Annotated in this window: 16 protein-coding genes; 11 read left to right on the plus strand and 5 right to left on the minus strand. The window is 68.2% G+C overall.

Going from position 1 to position 21,967, the window contains the following annotated elements:
- Positions 1 to 248: 248 nt before the first annotated feature.
- Positions 249 to 2,480: a xanthine dehydrogenase family protein molybdopterin-binding subunit gene (locus MF610_RS16725; protein ID WP_242201361.1), complete on the minus strand. Its 2,232-nt coding sequence runs from the start codon at positions 2,478 to 2,480 to the stop codon at positions 249 to 251.
- A gap of 278 nt (positions 2,481 to 2,758) precedes the next feature.
- Between MF610_RS16725 and lgt the strand changes: the two genes are divergently transcribed.
- From lgt to MF610_RS16750, 5 genes are all read left to right on the plus strand, one after another.
- Entirely contained in the window at positions 2,759 to 3,658 is a 900-nt protein-coding gene (gene lgt / locus MF610_RS16730; protein ID WP_380870581.1) for a prolipoprotein diacylglyceryl transferase, read from the plus strand.
- A gap of 160 nt (positions 3,659 to 3,818) precedes the next feature.
- On the plus strand, positions 3,819 to 4,889 hold the full coding sequence (locus MF610_RS16735; RefSeq protein ID WP_242201362.1) for a class I SAM-dependent methyltransferase: 1,071 nt from the start codon (positions 3,819 to 3,821) through the stop codon (positions 4,887 to 4,889).
- The gene (locus MF610_RS16740; protein WP_242201363.1) at positions 4,886 to 5,395 is read left to right on the plus strand and encodes a GNAT family N-acetyltransferase; all 510 of its coding nucleotides are present in this window, start codon (positions 4,886 to 4,888) and stop codon (positions 5,393 to 5,395) included. The genes MF610_RS16735 and MF610_RS16740 overlap by 4 nt, the downstream gene beginning before the upstream one ends.
- Complete coding sequence (pgeF, locus tag MF610_RS16745) at positions 5,392 to 6,156, plus strand: peptidoglycan editing factor PgeF (RefSeq protein ID WP_242201364.1); 765 nt, start codon at positions 5,392 to 5,394, stop codon at positions 6,154 to 6,156. The genes MF610_RS16740 and pgeF overlap by 4 nt, the downstream gene beginning before the upstream one ends.
- A 166-nt stretch (positions 6,157 to 6,322) precedes the next feature.
- Positions 6,323 to 7,630 (plus strand): cystathionine gamma-synthase family protein, encoded by a 1,308-nt coding sequence (locus MF610_RS16750; RefSeq protein ID WP_242201365.1) that lies wholly within the window; start codon positions 6,323 to 6,325, stop codon positions 7,628 to 7,630.
- A 141-nt stretch (positions 7,631 to 7,771) separates the two neighbouring features.
- Here the strand turns inward: MF610_RS16750 and MF610_RS16755 are convergent, their stop codons facing one another.
- Positions 7,772 to 7,933 carry a hypothetical protein gene (locus tag MF610_RS16755; RefSeq protein WP_242201366.1) on the minus strand — a complete coding sequence of 54 codons (162 nt, stop codon included), beginning with the start codon at positions 7,931 to 7,933 and terminating at the stop codon, positions 7,772 to 7,774.
- A gap of 72 nt (positions 7,934 to 8,005) precedes the next feature.
- Here MF610_RS16755 and tgt point away from each other — a divergent pair, with 72 nt between their 5' ends.
- The 6 genes from tgt (at position 8,006) to MF610_RS16785 (ending at position 15,461) form a co-directional block, all read left to right on the plus strand.
- Positions 8,006 to 9,139 (plus strand): tRNA guanosine(34) transglycosylase Tgt, encoded by a 1,134-nt coding sequence (gene tgt, locus MF610_RS16760; RefSeq protein ID WP_380870588.1) that lies wholly within the window; start codon positions 8,006 to 8,008, stop codon positions 9,137 to 9,139.
- 23 nt (positions 9,140 to 9,162) lie between these two features.
- Positions 9,163 to 9,357, plus strand: a complete 195-nt coding sequence (locus tag MF610_RS16765) for a hypothetical protein (protein WP_242201368.1) — start codon at positions 9,163 to 9,165, stop codon at positions 9,355 to 9,357.
- Positions 9,358 to 9,561: 204 nt separating this feature from the next.
- Entirely contained in the window at positions 9,562 to 12,408 is a 2,847-nt protein-coding gene (locus MF610_RS16770) for a M16 family metallopeptidase (RefSeq protein WP_242201369.1), read from the plus strand.
- Positions 12,409 to 12,572: 164 nt separating this feature from the next.
- Positions 12,573 to 13,544 carry a cell wall hydrolase gene (locus tag MF610_RS16775; RefSeq protein ID WP_242201370.1) on the plus strand — a complete coding sequence of 324 codons (972 nt, stop codon included), beginning with the start codon at positions 12,573 to 12,575 and terminating at the stop codon, positions 13,542 to 13,544.
- Between the two features lie 176 nt (positions 13,545 to 13,720).
- Positions 13,721 to 14,674, plus strand: coding sequence for a glutathione synthase (gshB, locus tag MF610_RS16780; protein ID WP_242201371.1), 954 nt, complete (start codon positions 13,721 to 13,723; stop codon positions 14,672 to 14,674).
- A 181-nt stretch (positions 14,675 to 14,855) separates the two neighbouring features.
- A complete protein-coding gene (locus MF610_RS16785; protein WP_242201372.1) occupies positions 14,856 to 15,461 on the plus strand; it encodes a DedA family protein in 606 nt (201 codons plus the stop codon).
- A gap of 53 nt (positions 15,462 to 15,514) precedes the next feature.
- On the opposite strand, the gene MF610_RS16790 is transcribed toward MF610_RS16785, so the two are convergent.
- The 3 genes from MF610_RS16790 to MF610_RS16800 form a co-directional block, all read right to left on the minus strand.
- Complete coding sequence (locus tag MF610_RS16790; protein WP_242201373.1) at positions 15,515 to 16,546, minus strand: phytase; 1,032 nt, start codon at positions 16,544 to 16,546, stop codon at positions 15,515 to 15,517.
- On the minus strand, positions 16,546 to 19,347 hold the full coding sequence (locus tag MF610_RS16795; RefSeq protein ID WP_242201375.1) for a TonB-dependent receptor: 2,802 nt from the start codon (positions 19,345 to 19,347) through the stop codon (positions 16,546 to 16,548). Before MF610_RS16795 ends, MF610_RS16790 begins: the two co-directional genes overlap by 1 nt.
- A 199-nt stretch (positions 19,348 to 19,546) precedes the next feature.
- Positions 19,547 to 21,931: a TonB-dependent receptor gene (locus MF610_RS16800; protein ID WP_242201387.1), complete on the minus strand. Its 2,385-nt coding sequence runs from the start codon at positions 21,929 to 21,931 to the stop codon at positions 19,547 to 19,549.
- Between the last annotated feature and the right edge of the window lie 36 nt (positions 21,932 to 21,967).

Consider the following 21,967-nt stretch of genomic DNA (forward strand, 5'->3'; position numbering starts at 1 on the left):
GGGATTTGGTTTCACGCGAAGGCGCGAAGACGCGAAGGGATGCAGGGAGGATTGGTTCGCGCGGAGGCGCGGAGGCGCAGAGAGGGTGCGTATGTCGCACCGTCCTGCGATCGGGAGACCGTCGCGCCGGCCTCACCAATGGATTTACGGCGCTTACGCGCGGAACGGCGCGACTAGCGCACCCTCTCCGCGCCTCCGCGTCTCTGCGCGAAATCTACCTTCTTCGTGCCTTCGCGCCTTCGCGTGAATTACCCCAGCAACGGAAGCGACCGATACCGCCGCCCCGTCGCGGCGTGCAGCGCGTTGGCGATGGCGGGCGCCACCACCGGTACCGCCAGCTCACTGACCCCGCCCGGATCGGCATCCGATTCGACCAGCTCGATCATGATCTCCGGACTGTCGCCCAGCCGCGGCAGGTTGAGCCCACCGAAACCGCGTACGTCGGGCAAATTCGCTTCGAACCCGGTCGACGCGCCGGTCGCGGCGGCCATGCCGAACAGCAGCCCGCCCTCGATCTGCTGGCGGACGAGGTCGGGGTTCACCACCCGCCCGCAATCGACCGCAACGACCAGCCGGTCGACCTTCACCCGCTGGTTATCGCCGATATGCGCCTCCGCCATGCACGCGATCGCCGATCCGCGCATCCGGTGGCAGGCGATGCCCTGCGCGCTGCCGGGCACCCCGCCCTGCCACCCGCCCATCGTCGCCACCGTCGACAGGCAGCGGGCGAGCGCGACGTCGCCGCCCAGCATCGCGATGCGGAACGAATGCGCCTCCATCCCCGCAAAGCCTGCCAGTTCGTCGAGGAAGCATTCGGTGAAGAACGCGGTGTAGCTGTGCGCGCCCGACCGCCACCAGCCCGCGGGCAGCCCCAGTTCGACCGGATGGTGATCGACCGCGAGGTTGGGGATGCCGTACGCCGGCACCGCCCCGTCGGTCGCCATCGCATCGCCCCGGTCGCCGGGCAGCGCCATCGCCAGCGACGCGGCGACGTCGCTGCCGAGCAGCAGCCGCGCCAGATCGCGGCCGGTACGCGGCGCCGCAACCTGCGCGCGCCAGCCGACGATCGTCCCGCCCCGCCCCAGCCGGGCGGTCATCCGCGCCGCGGCGGGCGCACGGTAGCGATCGGCGAGGCAGTCCTCGCCGCGCGACCAGGTCAGTTGCACCGGCCGTTCCAGCTTGTGCGCCAGCAGCGCTGCCTGTTCGGCGACCCGGTGGTCGAGGTTCGCGCCGAACGACCCGCCGGCGATCGTCGGGTGCAGCACGACGCGGTCCTCGGCGATGCCGATCGCGCGGGCGGCGGCGGCGCGGGCCAGCGTCGGTGCCTGTGTCGGCATCCACAGCGTCAGCGTACCGTCGCTCCAGTCGGCCGTCGCACTGGTCGGCTCGATCGCGGCATGCAGCGCGGCGCCGACGCGGTAGGTCGCGGTCTGCGTCCGCGCGCCGGCAAAGGCGGCGTCGATATCGCCCGCCTCGTGCACCCGCGCGCCCTCGCCCGCCAGCGCGGCGTCGAGCGCGGTGGCGATCGCCGCGTCGTCGACCAGTCCGTGCGTCTCGAACCGCGGGGCCAACGCGTCGACCGCGCGGTTGGCCGCCCACCATGTCGTGCCCGCCGCCGCGACCCAGCGGTCGGTCTGGACGATCTTCGTCACGCCGGGCACCCGGTCCGCCGCCGCGGTGTCGACGCTCAGCAGCCGCGTATCGCCGATCGGCCCCTGCCGGATCGAGGCGAAGAGCATGCCGGGCTTGCGCACATCGGCGGCGAAGGTCGCGCTGCCATCGACCTTGGCCGGCGCATCGAGCCGCGGGACCACCGTGCCGACCAGCCGCTTTTCATCGCCCATCCTGAGCGGCAGCTCGCCACCGGGCAGGCTTTCGCGCGCCGCGCGTTCGGCCAGCACGCCGAAGCGTTCGCGGCGCTCGCCCATCACCACGAATCCGTCGGCGGTGCCGCAGCTGCGCCAGTCGCCGCCCCAGGCCGACGCCGCCGCCTTGCACAGCAACACCCGCGCCGCGGCCCCGGCCGCACGCAACGGCGCCTCGAACCGGCGGATCGAGGTGGAACCGGCGGTCAGCATCAGCGCGGTCCGCTCGGCATGCGCCGCCCGCGTCGCCTGCGGCAGCAATGCCAGCGCATCACCGAACAGGATGCCGGCGGCCAGCGGGTTGGCGTAGAGCGGGTTGATCGGCGCCGCCTCCACCGCGACCGTGCGCCAATCGGCGCCCAGTTCGTCGGCCACGATTTGGGGCAGCGCGGTATAGACGCCCTGGCCATGTTCGGCCTGCGGCACCGCGACCGTCACCTGTCCATCGGCGCCGATCTTGAGATAGGGGCCGAAGATCGTCTCCCCCTCCGCCGCCGCCAGATTGACGCCGTAGCGCCGCGGCCACAGCCCCCATGCGACGATCAGCCCGACCCCGGCTCCACCGCCGATCAGCAGGTTGCGGCGGGTGATGCGGGGGGTGGAGGACGACGCCATGGGAGTGCCGTATCACGTCGGCGCGGTTGGGTGAAAGCCGTGACGCTTCTCCAAATCCTCCCCACAAGGTGGGGAGGGGGACCATGCGCAGCATGGTGGAGGGGTAAGCCGCAAACGATGCGTCTTAGGCAACGCCCCTCCCCCATCCGCTTGCGCGGACGGTCCCCCTCCCCACCCTGTGGGGAGGATTTCGCGCGCGCCGCCCGCCGAGCATCTTCTGTTCCCCTCCCGCCCCAACCCCGATATTACCCACGGCAACACAGCCGGAGCGTACCCCCTTGATCCTATCCACCCTCGCCGCCGCGACCGGCGATGTCGGCATGGCCGCCGGCCATATCCGCTATGTCGATCTCGGCCTCGATCCGGTCGCGCTGAACCTCGGCTTCTTCCAGCTGAAATGGTATTCGCTGGCGTACATCACCGGCATCCTCGCCGGCTGGTGGTATCTGCTGAAACTGCTCGACCAGCCGGGCGCGCCGATGGCGCGACGTCATGCCGACGATTTCGTCTTCTATGCGACGCTCGGCATCATTCTGGGCGGGCGGCTGGGCTATGCGATCTTCTATGCGCCCGAAATGTTCGCCAATCCGATCAAGATTTTGCGGCTGTGGGACGGCGGCATGTCGTTCCATGGCGGGATGGTCGGGCTGATCCTCGGCATCTGGTGGCTGGCGCGTAAGCATGGCCTGCGCGCGCTACGCGTCGCGGATTACGTCACCTGCGTCGCGCCGATCGGACAGTTCCTCGGCCGCGTCGCCAATTTCGTGAACGGCGAGCTGTGGGGCAAGCCGAGCGACGCGCCATGGGCGGTCGTCTTCCCGCGCACCGTGCCCGGCGGGCTCGACCCCGCGCGCCATCCCAGCCAGCTGTACGAGGCGCTGGGCGAAGGGCTGATCCTGTTCCTGATTCTCGCCTTCCTCTTCTGGCGCACCGATGCGCGGTACAAGCCGGGCTTCCTGCTCGGCACCGGCATGGCCGGGTTCGGCGTCGCGCGCTTCATCATCGAATTCTGGCGTGAGCCGGACGCGCAGCTGGTGGAATTCGCGCAGGCGACGGGCCTGCACATGGGGCAGTGGCTGACGCTGCCGATGATCGCGATCGGCATCTACCTGATGGTGACGTCGAAGCGCCGCCGAGTGCGCGTCGAACCGATCGCGGGGTCGGAGAGCGTCGCGTGAACATGACGAAGATCCTCCCCGCTGCGCGGGGAGGGGGACCGCTCGCGCAAGCGAGGGGTGGAGGGGCATCGCCCCAGGCGCAACTGTCGTGGAGCCGGCCAACCCCCTCCACCACCGCTGCGCGGCGGTCCCCCTCCCCACCCTGTGGGGAGGATTTCGCATGACCGAACCCGTCGTGACCGCCGCCGGCCCCGCCCTCCCCGAACGGCTCGCCCGGGCGATCACCCTCGCCGGTCCGATCAGCCTCGCCCAGTTCATGGGCGCCGCCAACGCGCATTATTACGCGACGCGCGACCCGCTGGGCGCGAACGGCGATTTCACCACCGCGCCCGAAATCAGCCAGATGTTCGGCGAGCTGGTCGGCTTGGGGCTGGCCGACGTCTGGGACCGCGCCGGGCGTCCCCCTGCCCGCTATGTCGAGTTCGGCCCCGGTCGCGGCACGCTCGCCGCCGATGCGCTGCGCTCGATGGCCTCGGCCGGCTGCACCCCCCCGGTACACCTGATCGAGACCAGCCCGACGCTGCGCGACGAACAGGCGAAGCGCGTGCCGCACGCCGAATGGGCGGTCGATCTGGTCGGCCTGCCCGACGACGGCGCGCTGCTGGTCGTCGCCAACGAATTCTTCGACGCGCTACCCATACGCCAGCTGGTCAAGACGGCGGATGGCTGGCGCGAGCGGCTGGTCGCCTGTCAGGACACGCTGTTCCTGCCGGTGATGGGCCAGCGCGGCTTCGATCCGATCATCCCGCCGACGTTCCGCGATGCGCCCGTCGGATCGGTGCTCGAAACCGCCCCCGCCGCCGTCGCGATCCTGCGCCAGCTGGCCAAGCGCATCGTCGCGCAGGGCGGCTGCGCGATCGTCATCGACTATGGCTATGCCGGCCCGGCGCTGGGCGACACGTTGCAGGCGGTTCGCGGCCACGGCTTCGTCAATCCCTATGACGATCCCGGCGAACAGGACCTGACCGCGCATGTCGATTTCGGCACGTTGATCGAGGCGGCACGCGCCGAGGACGCCGTCGCCTATGGCCCGGTCGATCAGGGTGCGCTGCTACAGGCGCTGGGCATCGACGCACGGACGCAGGCACTGGCCGCCCGCAGTCCGGACCGCGCCGATGCGCTGCGTGCGGACCGCGACCGGCTGGTCGAGGACGAGCAGATGGGCACGCTGTTCAAGGCGATCGCGATCACCGCGCCCGGCTGGCCGGTGCCGGCGGGGTTCGCCGCATGACGCCGAGCTTACGCGACGCCACTGTCGCCGATGCCGCGCTGCTGGCGTCGATCGGTGCGCAGACCTTTGTCGAGACGTTCGGCCATCTCTACGCCGCCGACGATCTTGCCGCGTTCCTCACCAACCACACGCCGGCGAAATGGACGACCGAACTCACCGACCCGCGCTTCCACGTCGTGCTGGCGATGGCCGGCAACGATGCGGTCGGCTATGCCAAGCTCGGGCCACCGTCGCTGCCGTTCGAACCGAGCGGCAAGCCCATCGAACTGCGCCAATTTTATCTCCGTAGGCAAGCACAAGGCACCGGCATCGCCGCGACGCTGATGGAGCATATGCTCGCCAAGGCGCGCGCGACCGGGGCCGACGAGCTGTTCCTGTCGGTATTCGTCGACAACCACCGCGCGCGGCGGTTCTACGAACGCTATGGGTTCGTGCGGGTCGGCACCTACGACTTCATGGTCGGCAACCACCGGGACGAGGATGACGTGATGCGGGTGGCGCTATGACGGTCGAGGTGCTGCGCAGCACGGCGCTGGACGGGGTAGCACACGGCTTTCTCGGCCGGCGCGGCGGGGTGTCGACCGGGGTCGTCGCCGGCCTCAACACCGGCCTCGGATCGGGTGACGATCCCGCCGCCATCGTCGAGAACCGCGCGCGGGCCGTCGAAGCGGTCCTGCCCGGTGCGGCGCTGTGCGGGCTGTATCAGGTCCATTCCGCCTCGGTCGTCCGCGTCCTCACCGCCTTTCCCGATGGCGACCGGCCGCAGGGGGATGCGATGGTCACCGAACGGCCCGACATCCTGCTCGGCATCCTCACCGCCGACTGCGCGCCAGTGCTGCTCGCAGACGTACAGGCCGGCGTCGTCGGTGCGGCGCACGCCGGATGGAAGGGCGCGCTGGCGGGCGTGACCGACGCCACCATCGCGCAGATGGAGAAGCTCGGCGCCCGTGCCGACCGCATCGTCGCCGCGATCGGCCCGTGCATCGCGCGGGCCAGCTACGAGGTCGATTTGGGGCTGGTCGAACGCTTCTGCGCGACCGATCCGGCCAACGAGCGCTTCTTCGCCGAAAACCGCCCCGGCCACGCCCGCTTCGACCTCGAAGCCTATGTCGCCGCCCGACTGGCGGCGGCGGGCGTGCGACGGATCGAGGCGCTGGGGCAGGACACCTATGCACAGGACGACCGCTTCTTCAGCTACCGCCGCGCGACGCATCGCGGCGAGGCCGATTACGGGCGGCAGCTGTCGGTGATCGGGATTGCAGGGTAACATCCCACTGCCGTACCCCCGCGCAGGCGGGGGTCCAGGGCGCCGAGCGCAACCGTTGTTCTGCTCGACCCTGGGCCCCCGCCTACGCGGGGGCACGAGGTGCTGACATCGCAATTTGGTTTCTCCCGTAACTATCGCTACCCTCTCCGAAAAAGGAGAGACTCGCGTGACTGACGAAACCGAAGCCGACCTGACCGGCGTGCCGCTGCGGCGCCGTCCCAAGCCCTCGGTCGACACCGTCGGCGGGCGGCGGCTCAGCCCTGCCACGCTAATGATGGGGCATGGCTATGACCCGGTGCTGTCCGAAGGATCGCTCAAGCCCCCGATCTTCGCGACCTCGACCTACGTCTTTCCCAACGCCGCGGCGGGCAAGCGTCATTTCGAGGGCGTAACCGGCAAGCGTCCCGGTGGGGCCGAGGGCCTCGTCTATTCGCGCTTCAACGGCCCGAACCAGGAAATCCTCGAAGACCGCCTCGGCGTCTGGGAAGCGGCGGAGGACGCGCTGGTCTTTTCCAGCGGTATGTCGGCGATCGCGACGCTGTTCCTGTCGATGGTGCAGCCGGGCGACACGATCATCCATTCGGGGCCGCTCTATGCCGCGACCGAAACGCTGATCGGCCGGGTGCTCGGCCGCTTCGGGGTCAACTATCTCGACTTCCCGGCCGGTGCCACGCAGGACGAGATCGAAGCGGTGCTGCGCTGTGCCGAGGGCCGCGTGCCGCTGATCTACCTCGAAAGTCCGGCGAACCCGACCAACGCGCTGGTCGATATCGAAGCCGTCGCCGCTGCCCGCGACGCGGTGTTCGGCGATGCGCAAGAAAAGCCGCCGATCGCGATCGACAACACGTTTCTGGGTCCGCTTTGGCAGCAACCGCTGCAGCACGGCGCCGACCTCGTCGTCTATTCGCTGACCAAATATGCCGGCGGTCACAGCGACTTGGTCGCTGGCGGCGTGCTTGGCTCGAAGGCGCACATCAACACCATCCGCTCCATGCGCAACACCATCGGCACGATCTGCGACCCGAACACGGCATGGATGCTGCTGCGCTCGCTGGAGACGCTAGAACTGCGCATGAGCCGGGCGGGCGAGAATGCGGCGAAGGTCTGCGCGTTCCTGCGCGACCATCCGAAGGTCGAGCGCGTCGGCTATCTCGGCTTCCTGAAGGATGATCGCCAAGCCGACATCTATCGCCGCCACTGCACCGGCGGCGGGTCGACCTTCTCGCTGTACCTCAAGGGCGGCGAGCGCGAAGCGTTCGCGTTCCTCGACGCACTGGTCATCGCCAAGCTGGCGGTCAGCCTCGGCGGAACCGAGACGCTGGCCAGCCATCCGGCGGGGATGACGCACCTGTCGGTCCCCGATGCGCGCAAGGCGGCGCTGGGGATCACCGACAATCTGGTGCGCATCTCGATCGGCGTTGAGGACGCCGACGACCTGATCGCCGATTTCGAACAGGCGCTGGAAGCAATCTGAACCAAGCTCCTCCCCACGTCGTGGGGAGGGGGACCATGCGAAGCATGGTGGAGGGGCAAGGCCGCAAGCGCTGCGTTCGCGGCCTTGCCCCTCCACCATCCGGCTACGCCGGACGGTCCCCCTCCCCGTGCCGGGGAGGATTTACGCCCCGCCGATCCCTTCGATCACCTTGCCCGTGCCGCCACAATTCGCGCACTCGCCATCCCGGATCGTGCCGGTCCCGCCACAACGCGGGCACACATCCTCGCCCGTCCCCGGCGTGCCGGGCGCCGCGTCGTCGCCGGGGTTGAGTGGTTCGGCCATGTCGTCTCTCCCATGCACAGGCCGCAACAACGGTCGACAGCGCGCACAAGGTCCGGCATGACCCCACGCCTTATGCCGCCCCGTTTCGCCTTCACCGTCACCGCCACCTCCGGCCGCGCCCGCACCGGCACCATCGCCATGCAGCGCGGGGAAATCCGTACCCCCGCCTTCATGCCGGTCGGCACCGCCGCCACCGTGAAGGCGATGAAGCCGCAGGACGTGCGCGCCAGCGGCGCCGATATCCTGCTCGGCAACACCTATCACCTGATGCTGCGCCCCAGTGCCGAGCGCGTCGCGCGACTGGGCGGACTGCACAAATTCATGGGCTGGGACCGCCCGATCCTGACCGACAGCGGCGGCTATCAGGTGATGAGCCTGTCCGAGCTGACCAAGCGGTCGGAGGACGGGGTCGAGTTCAAGAGCCACTTGGACGGCACCCGTCATCTGATGAGCCCCGAACGCTCGATGGAAATTCAGCGCCTGCTCGGGTCCGATATCGTCATGGCGTTCGACGAACTGGTGCCGACAACCTCAACCCGCGAGGTGCAGGGCAAGGCGATGGAACGCTCGATGCGCTGGGCGCGCCGCAGCCGCGCCGGCTTCGATGCGGGCGAGGACCATGCATCGCGCGCCGCGCTGTTCGGCATTCAGCAGGGCGCGCTTGACGAACAGTTGCGGAAAAGTTCGGCCGACGCACTGATCGATATCGGCTTCGACGGCTATGCGGTCGGCGGCCTCGCGGTCGGTGAGGGGCAGGAGGCGATGTTCGGTGTGCTCGACTATGCGCCGCAGCAATTGCCGGTGGACAAGCCCCGCTACCTGATGGGCGTGGGCAAGCCCGACGACATTGTCGGCGCGGTCGAGCGCGGGATCGACATGTTCGACTGCGTGCTGCCCACCCGCTCGGGCCGCACCGGACAGGCGTTCACCCGTTCAGGCCCGATCAACATCCGCAACGCCAAGTTCGCGGAAGACCTCGGCCCGGTCGATCCCGACTGCGCCTGCCCGATCTGCCACGGGCACAGCCGCGCCTATCTGCACCACCTCGTCCGCGCCGGTGAGATTTTGGGGGCGATGCTGATGACCGAGCATAATTTGTATTTCTATCAGGCGCTGATGGCCGACCTGCGCGCCGCGATCGCGAACGATACGCTTACGATCTTTGCCGACGATTTCCGGGCACGCTACACCACCCCCAAGCATTGAACCCCGACAAGAGGGAGAGGATCATGACCGACAAGACCGAACTGAACGAAGTCGCCGCCGCCGCCAAGGAGGCCAAGCGCGTCGCCGACGCCGCCGCCGACACCAAGCAGCCGTCGAAGGGCCAGCCGTGGCCGCTGGTCCCGATCGGCATCGGCATCGGATCGGCCGCGCTGGCCGCCGCGCTGCTCTACGCCAATTCGGGGCGCAAGAAGGGCTGACCCCCTTACTCGTCATTCCCGCGCAGGCGGGAATCCATAGCCGCCGACGGCTCGACAAGAATAGCGACGCCAGCGTCCATGGGCTCCCGCCTGCGCGGGAGTGACGAAGCGTCAATCGCCCCTTCGTAACCGACGATACGTTGACACTTCGGGGCGATGCGGCCCACACCTCCCGGCATTCCATCCGCCCGGAGAACTGCCCCCATGCGTTTCGGCCTCGCGCTGCTGATCTCGACCGCCCTGCTGTCCCCGGCCCTCGCGCAGCAGCGCCCCGCCCCGGCGGCCCCCGCCGCAGCCGCGGCCGTGCCGCCGATCGCCTATACCGAACGCACCCTCGCCAACGGCCTGCGCGTCTATGCCATTCGCGACACGTCGAGCGCGAACGTGTCGGTACAGGTCTGGTACGATGTCGGGTCGAAGGACGATCCCGCCGGGCGGTCGGGGTTTGCGCACATGTTCGAACATCTGATGTTCAAGGCGACGCGGAACCTCGTGCCCGAACAGCTCGACCGGCTGACCGAGGATGTCGGCGGGTACAACAACGCGTCGACCGCCGACGATTACACCAATTATTACGAGGTGGTGCCCGCCAACCACCTGCAGCGACTGCTGTTCGCCGAGGCCGACCGGATGGCGACTTTGGTCGTCGATCCCAAGACCTTCGCCTCCGAACGCGAAGTAGTGAAGGAGGAACTGCGCAGCCGCATTCTCGCGCAACCCTATGGCAAGCTGTTCGGCCTGTACGCGCCGATGGTGTCGTATAGCCGCCACCCCTATGCGCGGCCGGGCATCGGGTCGATCGCCGATCTCGACGCGGCGACGATCGACGACATCCGCGCCTTCCATGCGACCTACTACCGGCCCGACAATGCGGTGCTGGTCGTCGCGGGCAATTTCGACCCTGCCCAACTCGACCGCTGGGTGGACCAGTATTTCGCGCCCATCGCCAAGCCGAACCGCCCGATCCCGCGCGTGACCATCGACGAACCGGTCCGCCAGCAGCCGGTGACGAAGACGGTGTACGAGGCGAACACGCCGCTGCCCGCAATCCTCATCAGCTATCCGTTGCCACCCGCCAACCATCCCGATCAGGCGGCGCTGAAGGTGCTCGATGCGATCCTGTCGAGCGGCGACAATTCGCGCCTGCATCAATCGCTCGTCTACCGCGACCAGATCGCGCAGGATGTCGGCGTGCAGCTGGATTCGAAGCAGGGACCGGGCACGCTGTCGCTCTATGCGATCCTCGCCGGCGGCAAGTCGGTGACCGACGGCGAAGCGGCGTTGAAGCGCGAGGTGGCGAAGCTGATTGCCGCCCCGCCGACCGCCGCCGAACTGGCCGAGGCGAAGAACGAACTGACCACTGCCGAACTCCTGTCGCGCGAAACGGCGGAGGGCAAGGCATCGGCACTGGCGCAAGGGGTGATCGTCGAGCGCGATCCGAAGGCTGCCGACAAGGGACTGGCCGCGATCGATCGCGTCACTGCCGCCGATGTGCAGCGCGTGGCGCGCATCTGGCTGGCCGACAATCGTGCCGCGACGATCCGCTACCTGCCCGACAGCGCCAAGCCGGCCGGCGCGGCGAGCGACACCATCGCCATCGCCGACAGCGTCGTCACCGCGCCGCTGGCCGTGCCGCCGGGCATCGCGATCCACACGCCGGCGCCCGATGGCCAGCGCATCCTGCCCCCCGCCCCCGCCGCACCGGTGCAGGTCGCGATTCCCGTACCGGTTGAACATCGTCTGCCCAACGGCCTGCGCGTCGTGCTGGTCGAAAAGCGCGGGCTGCCGGTTGTCACCGCCGCGCTGGTCGCGAACGGTGGCGCCGCCGACGATCCCGACGGTCGCGCGGGGGTCGGCGAACTGACCGCCGGGCTGTTGACGCAAGGGACCAAGACCCGGTCGGCAACCGAGATCGCCCGCGCGGTCGAATCGCTGGGCGGCAGCATCGGCAGCGGGGCCGGCTGGGATTCGCAAAGCGTCACGCTGACCGTCGGATCGGCGCAGGCCGCGCCGGCGCTCGGCATCCTCGCCGACGTCGCGCGCAATCCGGCGTTCGCGCAAGGGGAGATCGACCGGCTGCGCACGCGGACGATCGACGGGGTCAGCGTCGCACTGACCGATCCGGGGCAACTGTCGGGGCTGGTGGCCGACCGCGCGGTGTTCGGCGGCGCGCCTTACGGCCATCCCGCCAGCGGCACGCCCGCCACGCTGAAGGCGATCACCCGCGCCGATGTCACCGCCGCCTATGCGCGCAGCTGGCAGCCGGACCGGACGACGCTGGTGCTGGTCGGTGATCTGACCGCCGATGCCGGCATGGCGCTGGCGACCAACCTGTTCGGCGACTGGCGCGGCACGCCGGGTGCGGCGGCGGCAGCGCTGCCACAGGTCGCGCTACCCGCACCGCGCGTGATCGTGGTCGACATGCCCGGCGCCGGACAGGCGGGCGTGGTGGTCGCCCGGCCCGGCATCGCGCGAAGCGATCAGGCCTATTTCCCCGCGGCGGTCGCCAATGCGACGCTGGGCGTCGGCTTCTCGTCGCGGCTGAACCAGGAAATCCGCATCAAGCGCGGCCTCGCCTATGGCGCGCGGTCCGAACTGGATGCACGTCGCAACGGCGGGGCGGTCAGCGCGTCGACCCAGACCAAGAACCCCTCTGCGCCCGAAGTCGTGAAGATCATCACCGACGAACTGCGCCGCATGGGCGCCGAACCCGCACCCGAATCGGAACTGGCGACGCGCAAGGCGGTGCTGACCGGCAATTTCGGCCGCACGATCGAACGCACCAGCGGCATCGCCGGCACCATCATAACCTATGTCGCCGACGGGGTGCCGCTGGCGCGCATCGCGACGTTCCTGCCCTCGATCGAAGCGGTCGGCCCGGCGGCGGTGCAGCAGGCCGCGGCCAAGGTCATGGACCCGAAGGCGGCGAGCATCGTCGTGGTCGGCGACGCGAAGCAGTTCCTCGAACCGCTGCGCAAGGCCTATCCGCAGTTGGTAGTGGTGCCTGCGGCGTCGATCGATCTGGGCCGCGCAGATTTGGGCGCGAAGTAAACCAATCCTCCCCGCTTCGCGGGGGGGGCCAGCCAAAGGTTGGTGGAGGGGGGGCTTCCACAGGCGGTACGTTCCTGGCCACCCCCCTCCACCACCGCTTCGCGGCGGTCCCCCTCCCCGTACCGGGGAGGATTTCTAAAACCATTTCCGTTACAGCCTTTCCGATGGCGATCCTCGCAACTCTCCCACGACGTACGCGCAGGATCGGCGGTGCTGCCTTGCTCATCATCGGCGGTGCGATAGCCGTGCGCGCGGGAATCGCCGCGCGCGACCATCGCGATCCGCCCGCCCCACCGCCCGCCGCCACCGGCTACGAGGCCGACGACCATTTCCCCGGCGCAGCGCAGTTGCTCCTCGACGCCCCCGTGCGGCGTGGCGAGACCGGTACCGCCCCGCTCCCCGCCCTCCCCGCGCATGCCGATACCGGCGACCTCGGCGACGCGTCGATCCAGTCGGCACGCCCATTCGTACTGCGCGGAACACAGCTCGACCGCGCCCGCGCGCTGCAATGCCTCACCACCGCCATCTATTACGAAGCAGGCAATGAACCCGAGGACGGGCAACGTGCCGTCGCGCAGGTCGTGCTGAACCGCGTGCGCCACCCCGCCTTTCCCGCCAGCGTGTGCGGCGTGGTGTTCCAGGGGTCGGACAAGCCGGTCTGCCAGTTCAGCTTCGCCTGCGACGGCGCGATGGCGCGGGTGCCGGCCCCCGCGGTCTGGCTGCGATCGCGCCGCGTCGCCGCGCGTGCGTTGGCAGGCGACGTCTTCGCGCCGGTCGGGCTGGCCACCCATTACCACACCTATGCCGTCACCCCGTCGTGGAACCGGTCGCTGGTGATGACCGGCGTGTTCGGCGCGCATTTCTTCCACCGGTGGAAAGGGTGGTGGGGCACCCCCGCCGCGTTCACCGACCGCTACACCGGCATCGAGCCACCGCCCGGCCCACTCCGCCCGCTGCCAGCGCCGCCGACGCTTGAGGCAGTGCCGGTACAGACGGTGCCGCTGGTCCCACCTTCGTTCGTCCCGCCGCCGACGCCGATCGCCAGCGCGACACCGGTCGCCGAGCCGAAGGACACGCTGCCACCGGAATCGCAGGTGCTCGACCGGTGGAAGGATTCGGGTAAGCCATTGCGGTAGATTACCCCTACATTGTCATTCCCGCGCAGGCGGGAATCCATAGATGCTGACGCTAGTGATCATCAGCGGCCGTCGTGCATATGGATTCCCGCCTGTCCGGGAATGACGAAGAGGGTCCCACGTGACTTTCCTTCCCCCGCCCCCTACCTGAGCGGCAATCAACCGGAGTGTACCCCATGTCGCTGACCGTCGCCGTCCAGATGGACCCTATTGCCGGTATCAATATCGCGGGTGACTCAACTTTTGCCCTGATGCTGGCGGCGCAGGCGCGGGGGCATCGGCTGTTCCATTACAACGCGGAAGACCTGAACCAGTCGGGCGACCGGGTGTGGACGCGGGCGCAGCCGGTGACGGTGCAGCGGGTGGTCGGCGATCACTTTACGCTGGGCGATCCTATCAGCCTCGACCTCGGCGAGCAGGCCGATGTGGTGCTGATGCGACAGGACCCGCCGTTCGACCTGGGCTATATCACCGCGACGCACCTGCTGGAGCGGATCGCGGACCGGACGCTGGTGGTCAACGATCCGGCATCGGTGCGCAACGCGCCCGAAAAGCTGTTCGTGCTGGATTATCAGCGCTTCATGCCGCCCACCCTCATCACCCGGGCGGTCGACGAAGCGCGCGCGTTCCTTGCCCAACACGGATCGGTCGTGGTCAAGCCGCTGCATGGCAATGGCGGCAAGGCGATATTCAAGATAGACGCCGATGCGCAGAACCTGTCGTCGCTGATCGAGGTGTTCAACACCGCCTATCGCGAACCGCATATGGTGCAGGCGTTCCTGCCGGCCGTGGCGAAGGGCGACAAGCGCATCGTACTGGTGGATGGTGAGGTCGCGGGCGCGGTCAACCGCCTGCCGGGCGCGGGCGAAATCCGCTCCAACCTCGCCGTCGGCGGGACCGCGGCCAAGACCGAGCTGACGGAACGCGAGCGCGAGATTTGCGCCGCGCTGGGGCCGGAATTGAAGCGGCGCGGGCTGATCTTCGTCGGGATCGACGTGATCGGCGGCGAATGGCTGACCGAGATCAACGTGACCTCCCCCACCGGCATCGTCGCGATCGAGAAGTTCGACGGGACCGATGTCGCGGGGATGATCTGGGACGCGATCGAGGCGCGGGTGGCGGCGCGGTAACGACCACCTCCTCCGCCATACACGTCACCCCAGCGCAGGCTGGGTCTCCCGGTGATGGCACGGAGCAGGAGCCGCGAGACGCCCCAGCCTGCGCTGGGGTGACGCATGTCGCGGGGCAAGACGACGGCCACGCGGTCCGCTCCAACGGCACGAAACCCCGTCCCGCACGTTCCCCACCCCCATGACGACCTTCATCCTCGATGCCATCGCCCGGGGCGGCTATCTCGGCATCTTCCTGCTGATGGCGCTGGAAAACATCATTCCCCCGATCCCGTCCGAGGTCATCATGGGGCTAGGCGGGATGGCGGTCGCGCGCGGTGACATGGCGATGCTGCCGCTGCTGCTCTGGGGTACGGCGGGGACGACGGCGGGCAACTACTTCTGGTACGCGGTCGGGCGGAAGTTCGGCTATCAGGGGTTGCGGCCGTTCGTCGATCGCTGGGGCCGGTGGCTGACGGTCGAGTGGGAAGATGTCGAAAAGCTCCACCGTTTTTTCCGTAAACATGGTGGCAAGACGGTCTTCATCTTCCGCTTCATGCCGACGTTCCGCACGATGATCTCGCTGCCTGCGGGCATGGCATGCATGCCGCGCTGGCGCTTCTTCCTCGCGACCTTTACCGGCAGCATTATCTGGAATGCGGTGCTGGCCTATGCCGGGCTGTGGCTGGGGTCGAATTTCGAACAGCTCGACCATTATGTCGGGCCGGTGGCGATCGCGATGTCGGTGGCGATCGTGGTGGCCTATATCTATCGGGTCGTGACGTGGAAGCCGCGGGCGCAGCGATAGTCGATCCCAATACGTCACCCCAGCGAAGGCTGGGGTGACGTCCATGGTTGGCGTTACTTGAGCCGCAGCGCCTTCAGCACATCGCCCCACGACACGTACTTGAAGTTCTGCGTCTCCGGCGCGTTGTCGCCGTCCTGCGCGACCATGAGCCCCTTGGGAAAGCGCGAGCCGAAATCGCCGAGGATCAGTTCGATCCCGTCGGTTTCGCTGGTCCCGTCGATCGCCCCGCCACCGATGCGGAAACGCCCGGCATAGGTCACGCCCGGCAGGCGGTAGAGGGTGTACGCATTGTCGCCCTGGCTGCTGGCGACCAGATAGCCGCCGGTGCGACCGCTCGGCGCCAGCGCCAGCCCTTCGGCATCGGCGACCAGCGTCGTGCCGTCGACCTTCGCGATCGCCGTTCCCTCGACCGGCGCGGCGGGATCGGCGGCGAAGCGCCACAACCCGACATCTTCCTCGGCGACGTAGAGCAGGCCCGTCCGGTCATCGACCACGCAGCCCTCGGCCTGGGTTCCGACCTTCATCGACCGCACCGTACGCACCACCGGTGTCGCGCCGGGCTTGGCGTCGATCGATACCTGATCGATCCGCCCGTCCTTCATCACGACGAAGCCGAACAGCGCCTTGTCGCGCGCGCGGGTCCACAGGCACATGCCGTACGCCTCACCGGCACCGACCGGATAGCGGCCCATCGGCACCAGCTTCTTCGCCACGGTGTCGAGCGTAAACAGCGCGACATGCGCTTGTGCCACGTCAGCACGGTCGCTGGCCGCAGCGATCACCTGCCCGCCGATCTCGCGCAGGTCGACATTGTTGAGCCGTGCGGCGGGCGTGAAGCTCAGCCGCTTGCCCGACAGGTCGTAGACATGGATGCCGGCCTTCTTGTCGGTGCCGATCACCAGACTGGCTGCGGGATCGCGCCGGTTGCGCCAGATGGCGGGATCGTCGGCGGCATCCGCAGCGGTGTCGACCGGATCGGTTTCCGCCGCCGCCGCGACTACGGGCACGGCGGCGGGCGTCGCAGCCGGCGGGGGCGTCACCGCACACCCGCCGAGCAGCGCCGCGACAACAAGGAAGCGCCGCATCAGAAGTTCACCCGCACGCCGGCCTGATAGCGGCGGCCGAACGTCTCGCGCTCGATCGTGTACTGCGTGTTGTCGACGTAGCGCCGGCCGGGACCGTTCAGCAGGTTGCTGAAGTTACCGAAGAATTCGACATTCGCGTTGATCGCATAGCGCAGCGATGCGTCGAGCTCATTGTCCTTGGCCCAGTAGAAGTCGCCACCGTCGACGCCGCGATTGACGCCGTTGATGACCTGGAAATCGCCCAGTTCGTCCAGCCAGCGCGAACGGTTCTGATACTGGACCCGCGCCGAGAAACCGTATTTCTCGTAATAGACGCCCAGATTATAGACCGCGTTCGACGCGCCGGGCAGGGGCACGCGGCGACCATCGGGGGTTTCCGCGCGGCTGCGGTTCAGCGTCGCGTTCAGCTGCACACCGAACCCGCCGGCCCAGTCGGGCAGGCCGAGATCGCCGACGAACGGGTCAAGCTGCTGCTGGATCGCGCCCTCGATGCCCACGATCGACCCGTTGCCGCCATTGTCGATCGTCGCGAAATCATATTGCGAACGGTCGACACCGTTGAAGTTCAGGATATCGCGGCCGAAGGTGCGGCTGGTGTCGAACAGCACGTCGCGCAGCCGCTTGTAATAGGCGCCGAACGACAGGAAGCCGCCGGTTGCACCATAATATTCGACATAGGCGTCGATGCCCATCGCCTTTTCGGGCTTCGCATCGGGATTGCCGCCCGAAATCGTCAGGTTCGCGTCGTTGAAGGTCAGGTTCGGGCGAAGCTGGTCATAGTCGGGCCGCGCTGCGCCGGTGCTGAACGACAGCCGTGCCTTCATCTGGTCGGTCACGTCATAGTTCACGTGCAGGCTGGGATAGACCAGCGTCAGGTCGCTTTTGGCGGTCAGCGGCGTGAAGGTCGTGCCGTTCGGCGTGGCGAAGGCCGACGCGGTGTTGCGGATATGCTCGATCCGCGCGCCGCCGACGACATTGCCCCAATCGGTGGTGACGGTGGCCATGCCGTACGCCGAATAGATGCGCTCGTTCACGTCGTACAGATTGGCGGTCTGGTTGACGTAGCTGCCGACCCGCTTCGCCCGGTCGACGAGGTCGAGGATCTGGTCCTTGCCGAAATACTGGAAGGTATAGCCGAGCGGAATTTCACCCTGGAACCCGCCGGGGATCGCGATCTGCGAATAACCGGTCGGGATGCCGGCGGCGGTGAACTGCGCCGCGCTGTTCAGTTCGAGCAGGCGTTCGTCGACCGACTTGGTGCGATCGTCGAAGCGCAGGCCGGCGGCGAAGGTCGTCTTTTCGCCGAACAGGCCGAAGACGTCATGCTGCACGTCGAGGCGCGCGGTATAGGCGTCGGTGGTATCGGCGGCGATCAGCGAGCGCAGGCGGGCGAGCGAGCGCGGGAAATCCTCGATCGCATTAACGCGGGCGCCGCGCCCGAACGTGCCGTTGGCGTTGCGGATCGTGCGGAACAGCTCGATCTTCGCCAGCTGCGGATCGGTGAAGTCGTAACCGACGGTCAGGCGATTGGCGGCGTTCGCGCCGTTGGTGCCGAAGGATGGGCTGTCGTAGTTCAACTGTGCCGGCTGGGTCCGGTCGTCGATCGAGCGGGTGTAGTTGGCCCGCCACGACACGCGCCAGTCGTCCAGATCGTGATCGCCGCCCAACGTATTGGTGAACACCGACTGCTTGTAGGCGCGCACGGTGAAGTTGGAATTCAGGTCGATGCCATACACCGTGCCCCGCAGCGGCGTGTTGCCGGTGCAGACGTCGGCATAGCCGGTGGTGTTCGCGGCGGGCGTCGCGTTGACGGCGCAGCCGACGGTGCCGGTGGGCGTGCGCGACTGCTGGTCGTCGAGGTCGACGATGTAGTTGTTGCGCTGTTCGTCGTCCTGGAACGCCGAATAGATGGTTTCGGCGAAGATGCGGTGGCCGGGCGCCGGCTTCCAGTCGAGGCGGGTCGACAGCGCATAGTTCTTGCGGACGAGGCGGTAGAGCTTGTTCTCGGTCTCGCGCGCCCAGATGCGATCGGCGAAGCCCGGGCGGCGGTCCTGATCGACCGATTCCCAGTCGGTTTCGAAATTGTCGGTCACCATGCCGCGGCGGTACAGGCTGGCCGACGACGCGATGGCGAATTCGCCGATGCCGGTGTCGAACCGGTCGGACACGACCAGCGACCCTTCGAACTCCCGCCGGTCGCCGAGTTCGACGAGGCCGTAGCCCGCCTTGCCCGCGACGTGGAAGCCGCTCTGGTCGAAGCCCGAGCGGGTGATGATGTCGACATTGCCCGAGATCGTCTCGCCGACCATGTCGGGGGTCACCGCCTTGCGCACGATGATTTGCTTGGCGATCGCCGAAGGGATCGAATCGAAGCGCGCGGCGCGACCTTCGGGGCTGACGACGTTGACGCCGTCGAACGACAGCGTCGTCCAGCGCTTGGGCGCGCCGCGCAGGTTGACGTAGCGGGCCTGACCCTGATCGCGCTCGACGCCGACACCGGGCAGGCGGCTGATCGCCTGCGCCACGTTCTGGTCGGGCAGGCGGCCGACCGCGTCCGACGCGATGACCGAGACCAGCGCGGGGCTGCCCCGCTGGATTTCGAGCGCGGCGGCTTCGGATTCGGCGATCGGGCGGCTGCCGCGCACGACGATTTCCTGCTGTTCCTCTTCGGGCGCGGTCGCGGCGACCGGCGGCACGTCGTCGGTCGGTGCCGCCAGTGCGGTACCCGGCAGGATGGCGGCACCGCTCAGCAGCGCGCGCACGACGACGGCCCGTGTGGACCGGGCAAACATAGCAACCATGTGTTCTTTCCCCTCGGGAGCGTTCCGCTCCCCCTGGCGCCCGCCCCTGCCCCGACCCCGTGGCAGGTCGATTACACGACCGTTACGAAACGGTGACGCCGCCATGGGTGTGGCCGTACGGCAACGATCGTCCGGTCGTACCCACCGGCCTCCCGTTCGTCATCCCGGATCAGGTCCGGGATGACGATGACGGGCTCGATCAGAACCGCGCGCCCAGCTCCACGCCATAGAAGCGCGGCTCGCCCCGGATGTAGGTCGGCACGCCGAAGCCTCCGCCGGTATTGCCCGCGTCGATCAGATAGCGTTCGTTGCTCAGATTGCGCGCGAAGCCGCCGATGGTGAAGCGGTCGTTCAGCTCCACGCCGGCACGCAGGTTGAACAGCGTATAGCCCGGCGTCGAAATCACCTCCCGGTTGGGCAGTTCGAAGAACACCTTCGACCGGTACGTGACATTGGGCACGGCGTAGAAGGTCGCCGACCCGACCGGCACGCGCAGGTTCGCGCCGACCGACGCGGTCATGTCGGGCTGCAGGCGGAAGCGGTTGCCGGCGAACACGCCATTGGTCGCAGCGTCGCCGATCCCGCCATCGAGATAGGCGAAGGTGCCGAACAGCGACAACATCTGGCCCAGGCGCAGATTGCCCTCCAGCTCGACGCCCAGATTGTCGGCCGACCCCGCAGAGCGCGTGGTAGTGACGCCGTTTTCGGTCACCGACACCTGGAACCCGTCATAGCGCTGGTAGAATACCGACGCCGCGCCGCTGAACGGCCCGACGCGGCCCTTGATGCCGCCTTCGTAATTCCACACCAGTTCCTCGGGCACGATCTGCAGCGCCGGGATCACCGACGCCGTCGCCGCGGTGCCGGTGCGTGCCGCCGCCAGCTGGACCACCGGCGAACGGCGACCCTTGCTGACCGTGGCATACAGGTTGACCGCATCGGACAGCCGGAACAGCGCGTTGAAGCGCGGCAGGACGGCGGCGAAGCTGCGCTCCGCCTCGAACTTCGCGCCACCGGTGCTGGCGGTGCCGAGCAGGCTGGAGAACACCCCCGCCCCGGCGAGCAGGCGGGAGAAGGGCTGGACAGAGCTGTACTGCGACTGGCGATCCTCGATCAGCACGCGGGCACCGGCGGTCAGTTCGAGCGCGGGTACCGGAATCCACGTCGCGTCGGCGAACACCGAATAGGTGTCGTTGTTGCCGTAGTTGGTGAACTCCGACGCGTACGGCAGCTCGGTCAGGGCGCCGCGCGACAGGATCGCGGTCGCCCGCGCACCCGGCACGGTACCGTTGGCGGCGACGCAGCCGGGGCCGGTCGGGATGCCCGCCTGGTTCAGGATCGCGCGGATCGGCGCATAGGCAGCAGTCACCGAACAGGCGAGGTAGGTGCCTTCCTCGGTCGAGAAGGGCACGCGCTGATAACCGTTTTCGAAGAAAGCGTTCCATCCGAACGAGGCGCGGGCGCGGTCGCCGGTGAAGTTGAAGCGACCTTCATGGCTCCACTGGTCGCCCTTCGCATCCTCGGCGAATTCCAGATACCAGGCCGGCCCGCCATCGGCGTCGAACGTTTCGAGGCTGTTGAACCGGCGATAGCCGTTGACGGTGGTGAAGGTGACGCCGCTGCCCAGATCGACCGCGACGGTCAGATTGGCATCGTACACGTCGCGGTCGAGGCCCAGCTTGCGCTTGCCCAGCACCTCGCGGCTGTACGGCGATCCCGACAGTTCGGCAGTGCCGTAATCGCCGGTCTGACCGCCGGTGGGGGCAAAGGCGCGGCTCTTGAACGCGGTGCCCGGATTGCGCTGTCCGTCATAGGTCAGCACGAGGTCGGCGGTGACGGCGTCGGTCGGCGTCCAGCGCAGCGACCCGCGCAGCCCACGCTGGTCCTGCCCGTTCAGATCGTCCTGATCGACGCGGCCCTGATTCTGGTTCGGCACCTTGGCGTCGCCGGCGATGTTGCGGACATAGCCGTCGCGATATTTGTACGCGAAGGCGAGGCGCGCGGCGAGCGTGTCGTTACCGGCATTGACCATCCCCGACACCTGCGTCCGGTTGAAATTGCCGTAGGACGCGGCGGCGTCGGCGGCAAAGCCGGGCTTGGGTTTCGCCGACAGGATCGACACCGCACCGACCGCGGCGGCGGTGCCGAACAGCGTCGCCTGCGGCCCCTTCACCGCCTCGATCCGTTCCAGATCGAACAGGTCCTGATACGCCCCGCGCGAGCGGCTGATATCGACGCCGTTGTAATAGAAGGTGACGCGCGCGCCCTGCTGTGCCGATCCCGAATCCGACGTGATCCCGCGGATGACGAAGCCGGGGTTGTTCGCGCTCTGCTCCTGCACGACGAGGCCGGGGATGTACTGCGCGACATCCGCCAGCGTCGAGACGCCGAGGTCGGCCATCTTCTGCCCCGTCACCGCGGTGACGGTGACCGGCACGTCCTCGATCCGCTGTTCGACCTTTTGCGCGGTGACCACGATTTCATCGGAGTCGTCCCCGGCGGGCTGGACATTGGCCTGGGCGAAGGCGGCGGTGGAACAGCCGAGCGCCAGCAATGCGATCGTCGGACGCAAACACGAAATCATGCAATATCCCCCTATTGGACGGCGGGCCTCTAGGGA

The sequence above is a fragment of the Sphingomonas hankookensis genome (genome assembly GCF_022664465.1).
In the GTDB taxonomy this organism is placed as follows: Bacteria; Pseudomonadota; Alphaproteobacteria; order Sphingomonadales; family Sphingomonadaceae; genus Sphingomonas; species Sphingomonas hankookensis.

Bases quoted from the DNA above. Each gene is read 5' to 3' on its own strand.
- MF610_RS16725 (WP_242201361.1), bottom strand. From the start codon at position 2,480: ATGGCGTCGTCCTCCACCCCCCGCATCACCCGCCGCAACCTGCTGATC.
- MF610_RS16735 (WP_242201362.1), top strand. From the start codon at position 3,819: ATGACCGAACCCGTCGTGACCGCCGCCGGCCCCGCCCTCCCCGAACGG.
- MF610_RS16740 (WP_242201363.1), top strand. From the start codon at position 4,886: ATGACGCCGAGCTTACGCGACGCCACTGTCGCCGATGCCGCGCTGCTG.
- pgeF (WP_242201364.1), top strand. From the start codon at position 5,392: ATGACGGTCGAGGTGCTGCGCAGCACGGCGCTGGACGGGGTAGCACAC.
- MF610_RS16755 (WP_242201366.1), bottom strand. From the start codon at position 7,933: ATGGCCGAACCACTCAACCCCGGCGACGACGCGGCGCCCGGCACGCCG.
- tgt (WP_380870588.1), top strand. From the start codon at position 8,006: ATGCCGCCCCGTTTCGCCTTCACCGTCACCGCCACCTCCGGCCGCGCC.
- MF610_RS16765 (WP_242201368.1), top strand. From the start codon at position 9,163: ATGACCGACAAGACCGAACTGAACGAAGTCGCCGCCGCCGCCAAGGAG.
- MF610_RS16770 (WP_242201369.1), top strand. From the start codon at position 9,562: ATGCGTTTCGGCCTCGCGCTGCTGATCTCGACCGCCCTGCTGTCCCCG.
- MF610_RS16775 (WP_242201370.1), top strand. From the start codon at position 12,573: ATGGCGATCCTCGCAACTCTCCCACGACGTACGCGCAGGATCGGCGGT.
- gshB (WP_242201371.1), top strand. From the start codon at position 13,721: ATGTCGCTGACCGTCGCCGTCCAGATGGACCCTATTGCCGGTATCAAT.
- MF610_RS16785 (WP_242201372.1), top strand. From the start codon at position 14,856: ATGACGACCTTCATCCTCGATGCCATCGCCCGGGGCGGCTATCTCGGC.
- MF610_RS16790 (WP_242201373.1), bottom strand. From the start codon at position 16,546: ATGCGGCGCTTCCTTGTTGTCGCGGCGCTGCTCGGCGGGTGTGCGGTG.
- MF610_RS16795 (WP_242201375.1), bottom strand. From the start codon at position 19,347: ATGGTTGCTATGTTTGCCCGGTCCACACGGGCCGTCGTCGTGCGCGCG.
- MF610_RS16800 (WP_242201387.1), bottom strand. From the start codon at position 21,931: ATGATTTCGTGTTTGCGTCCGACGATCGCATTGCTGGCGCTCGGCTGT.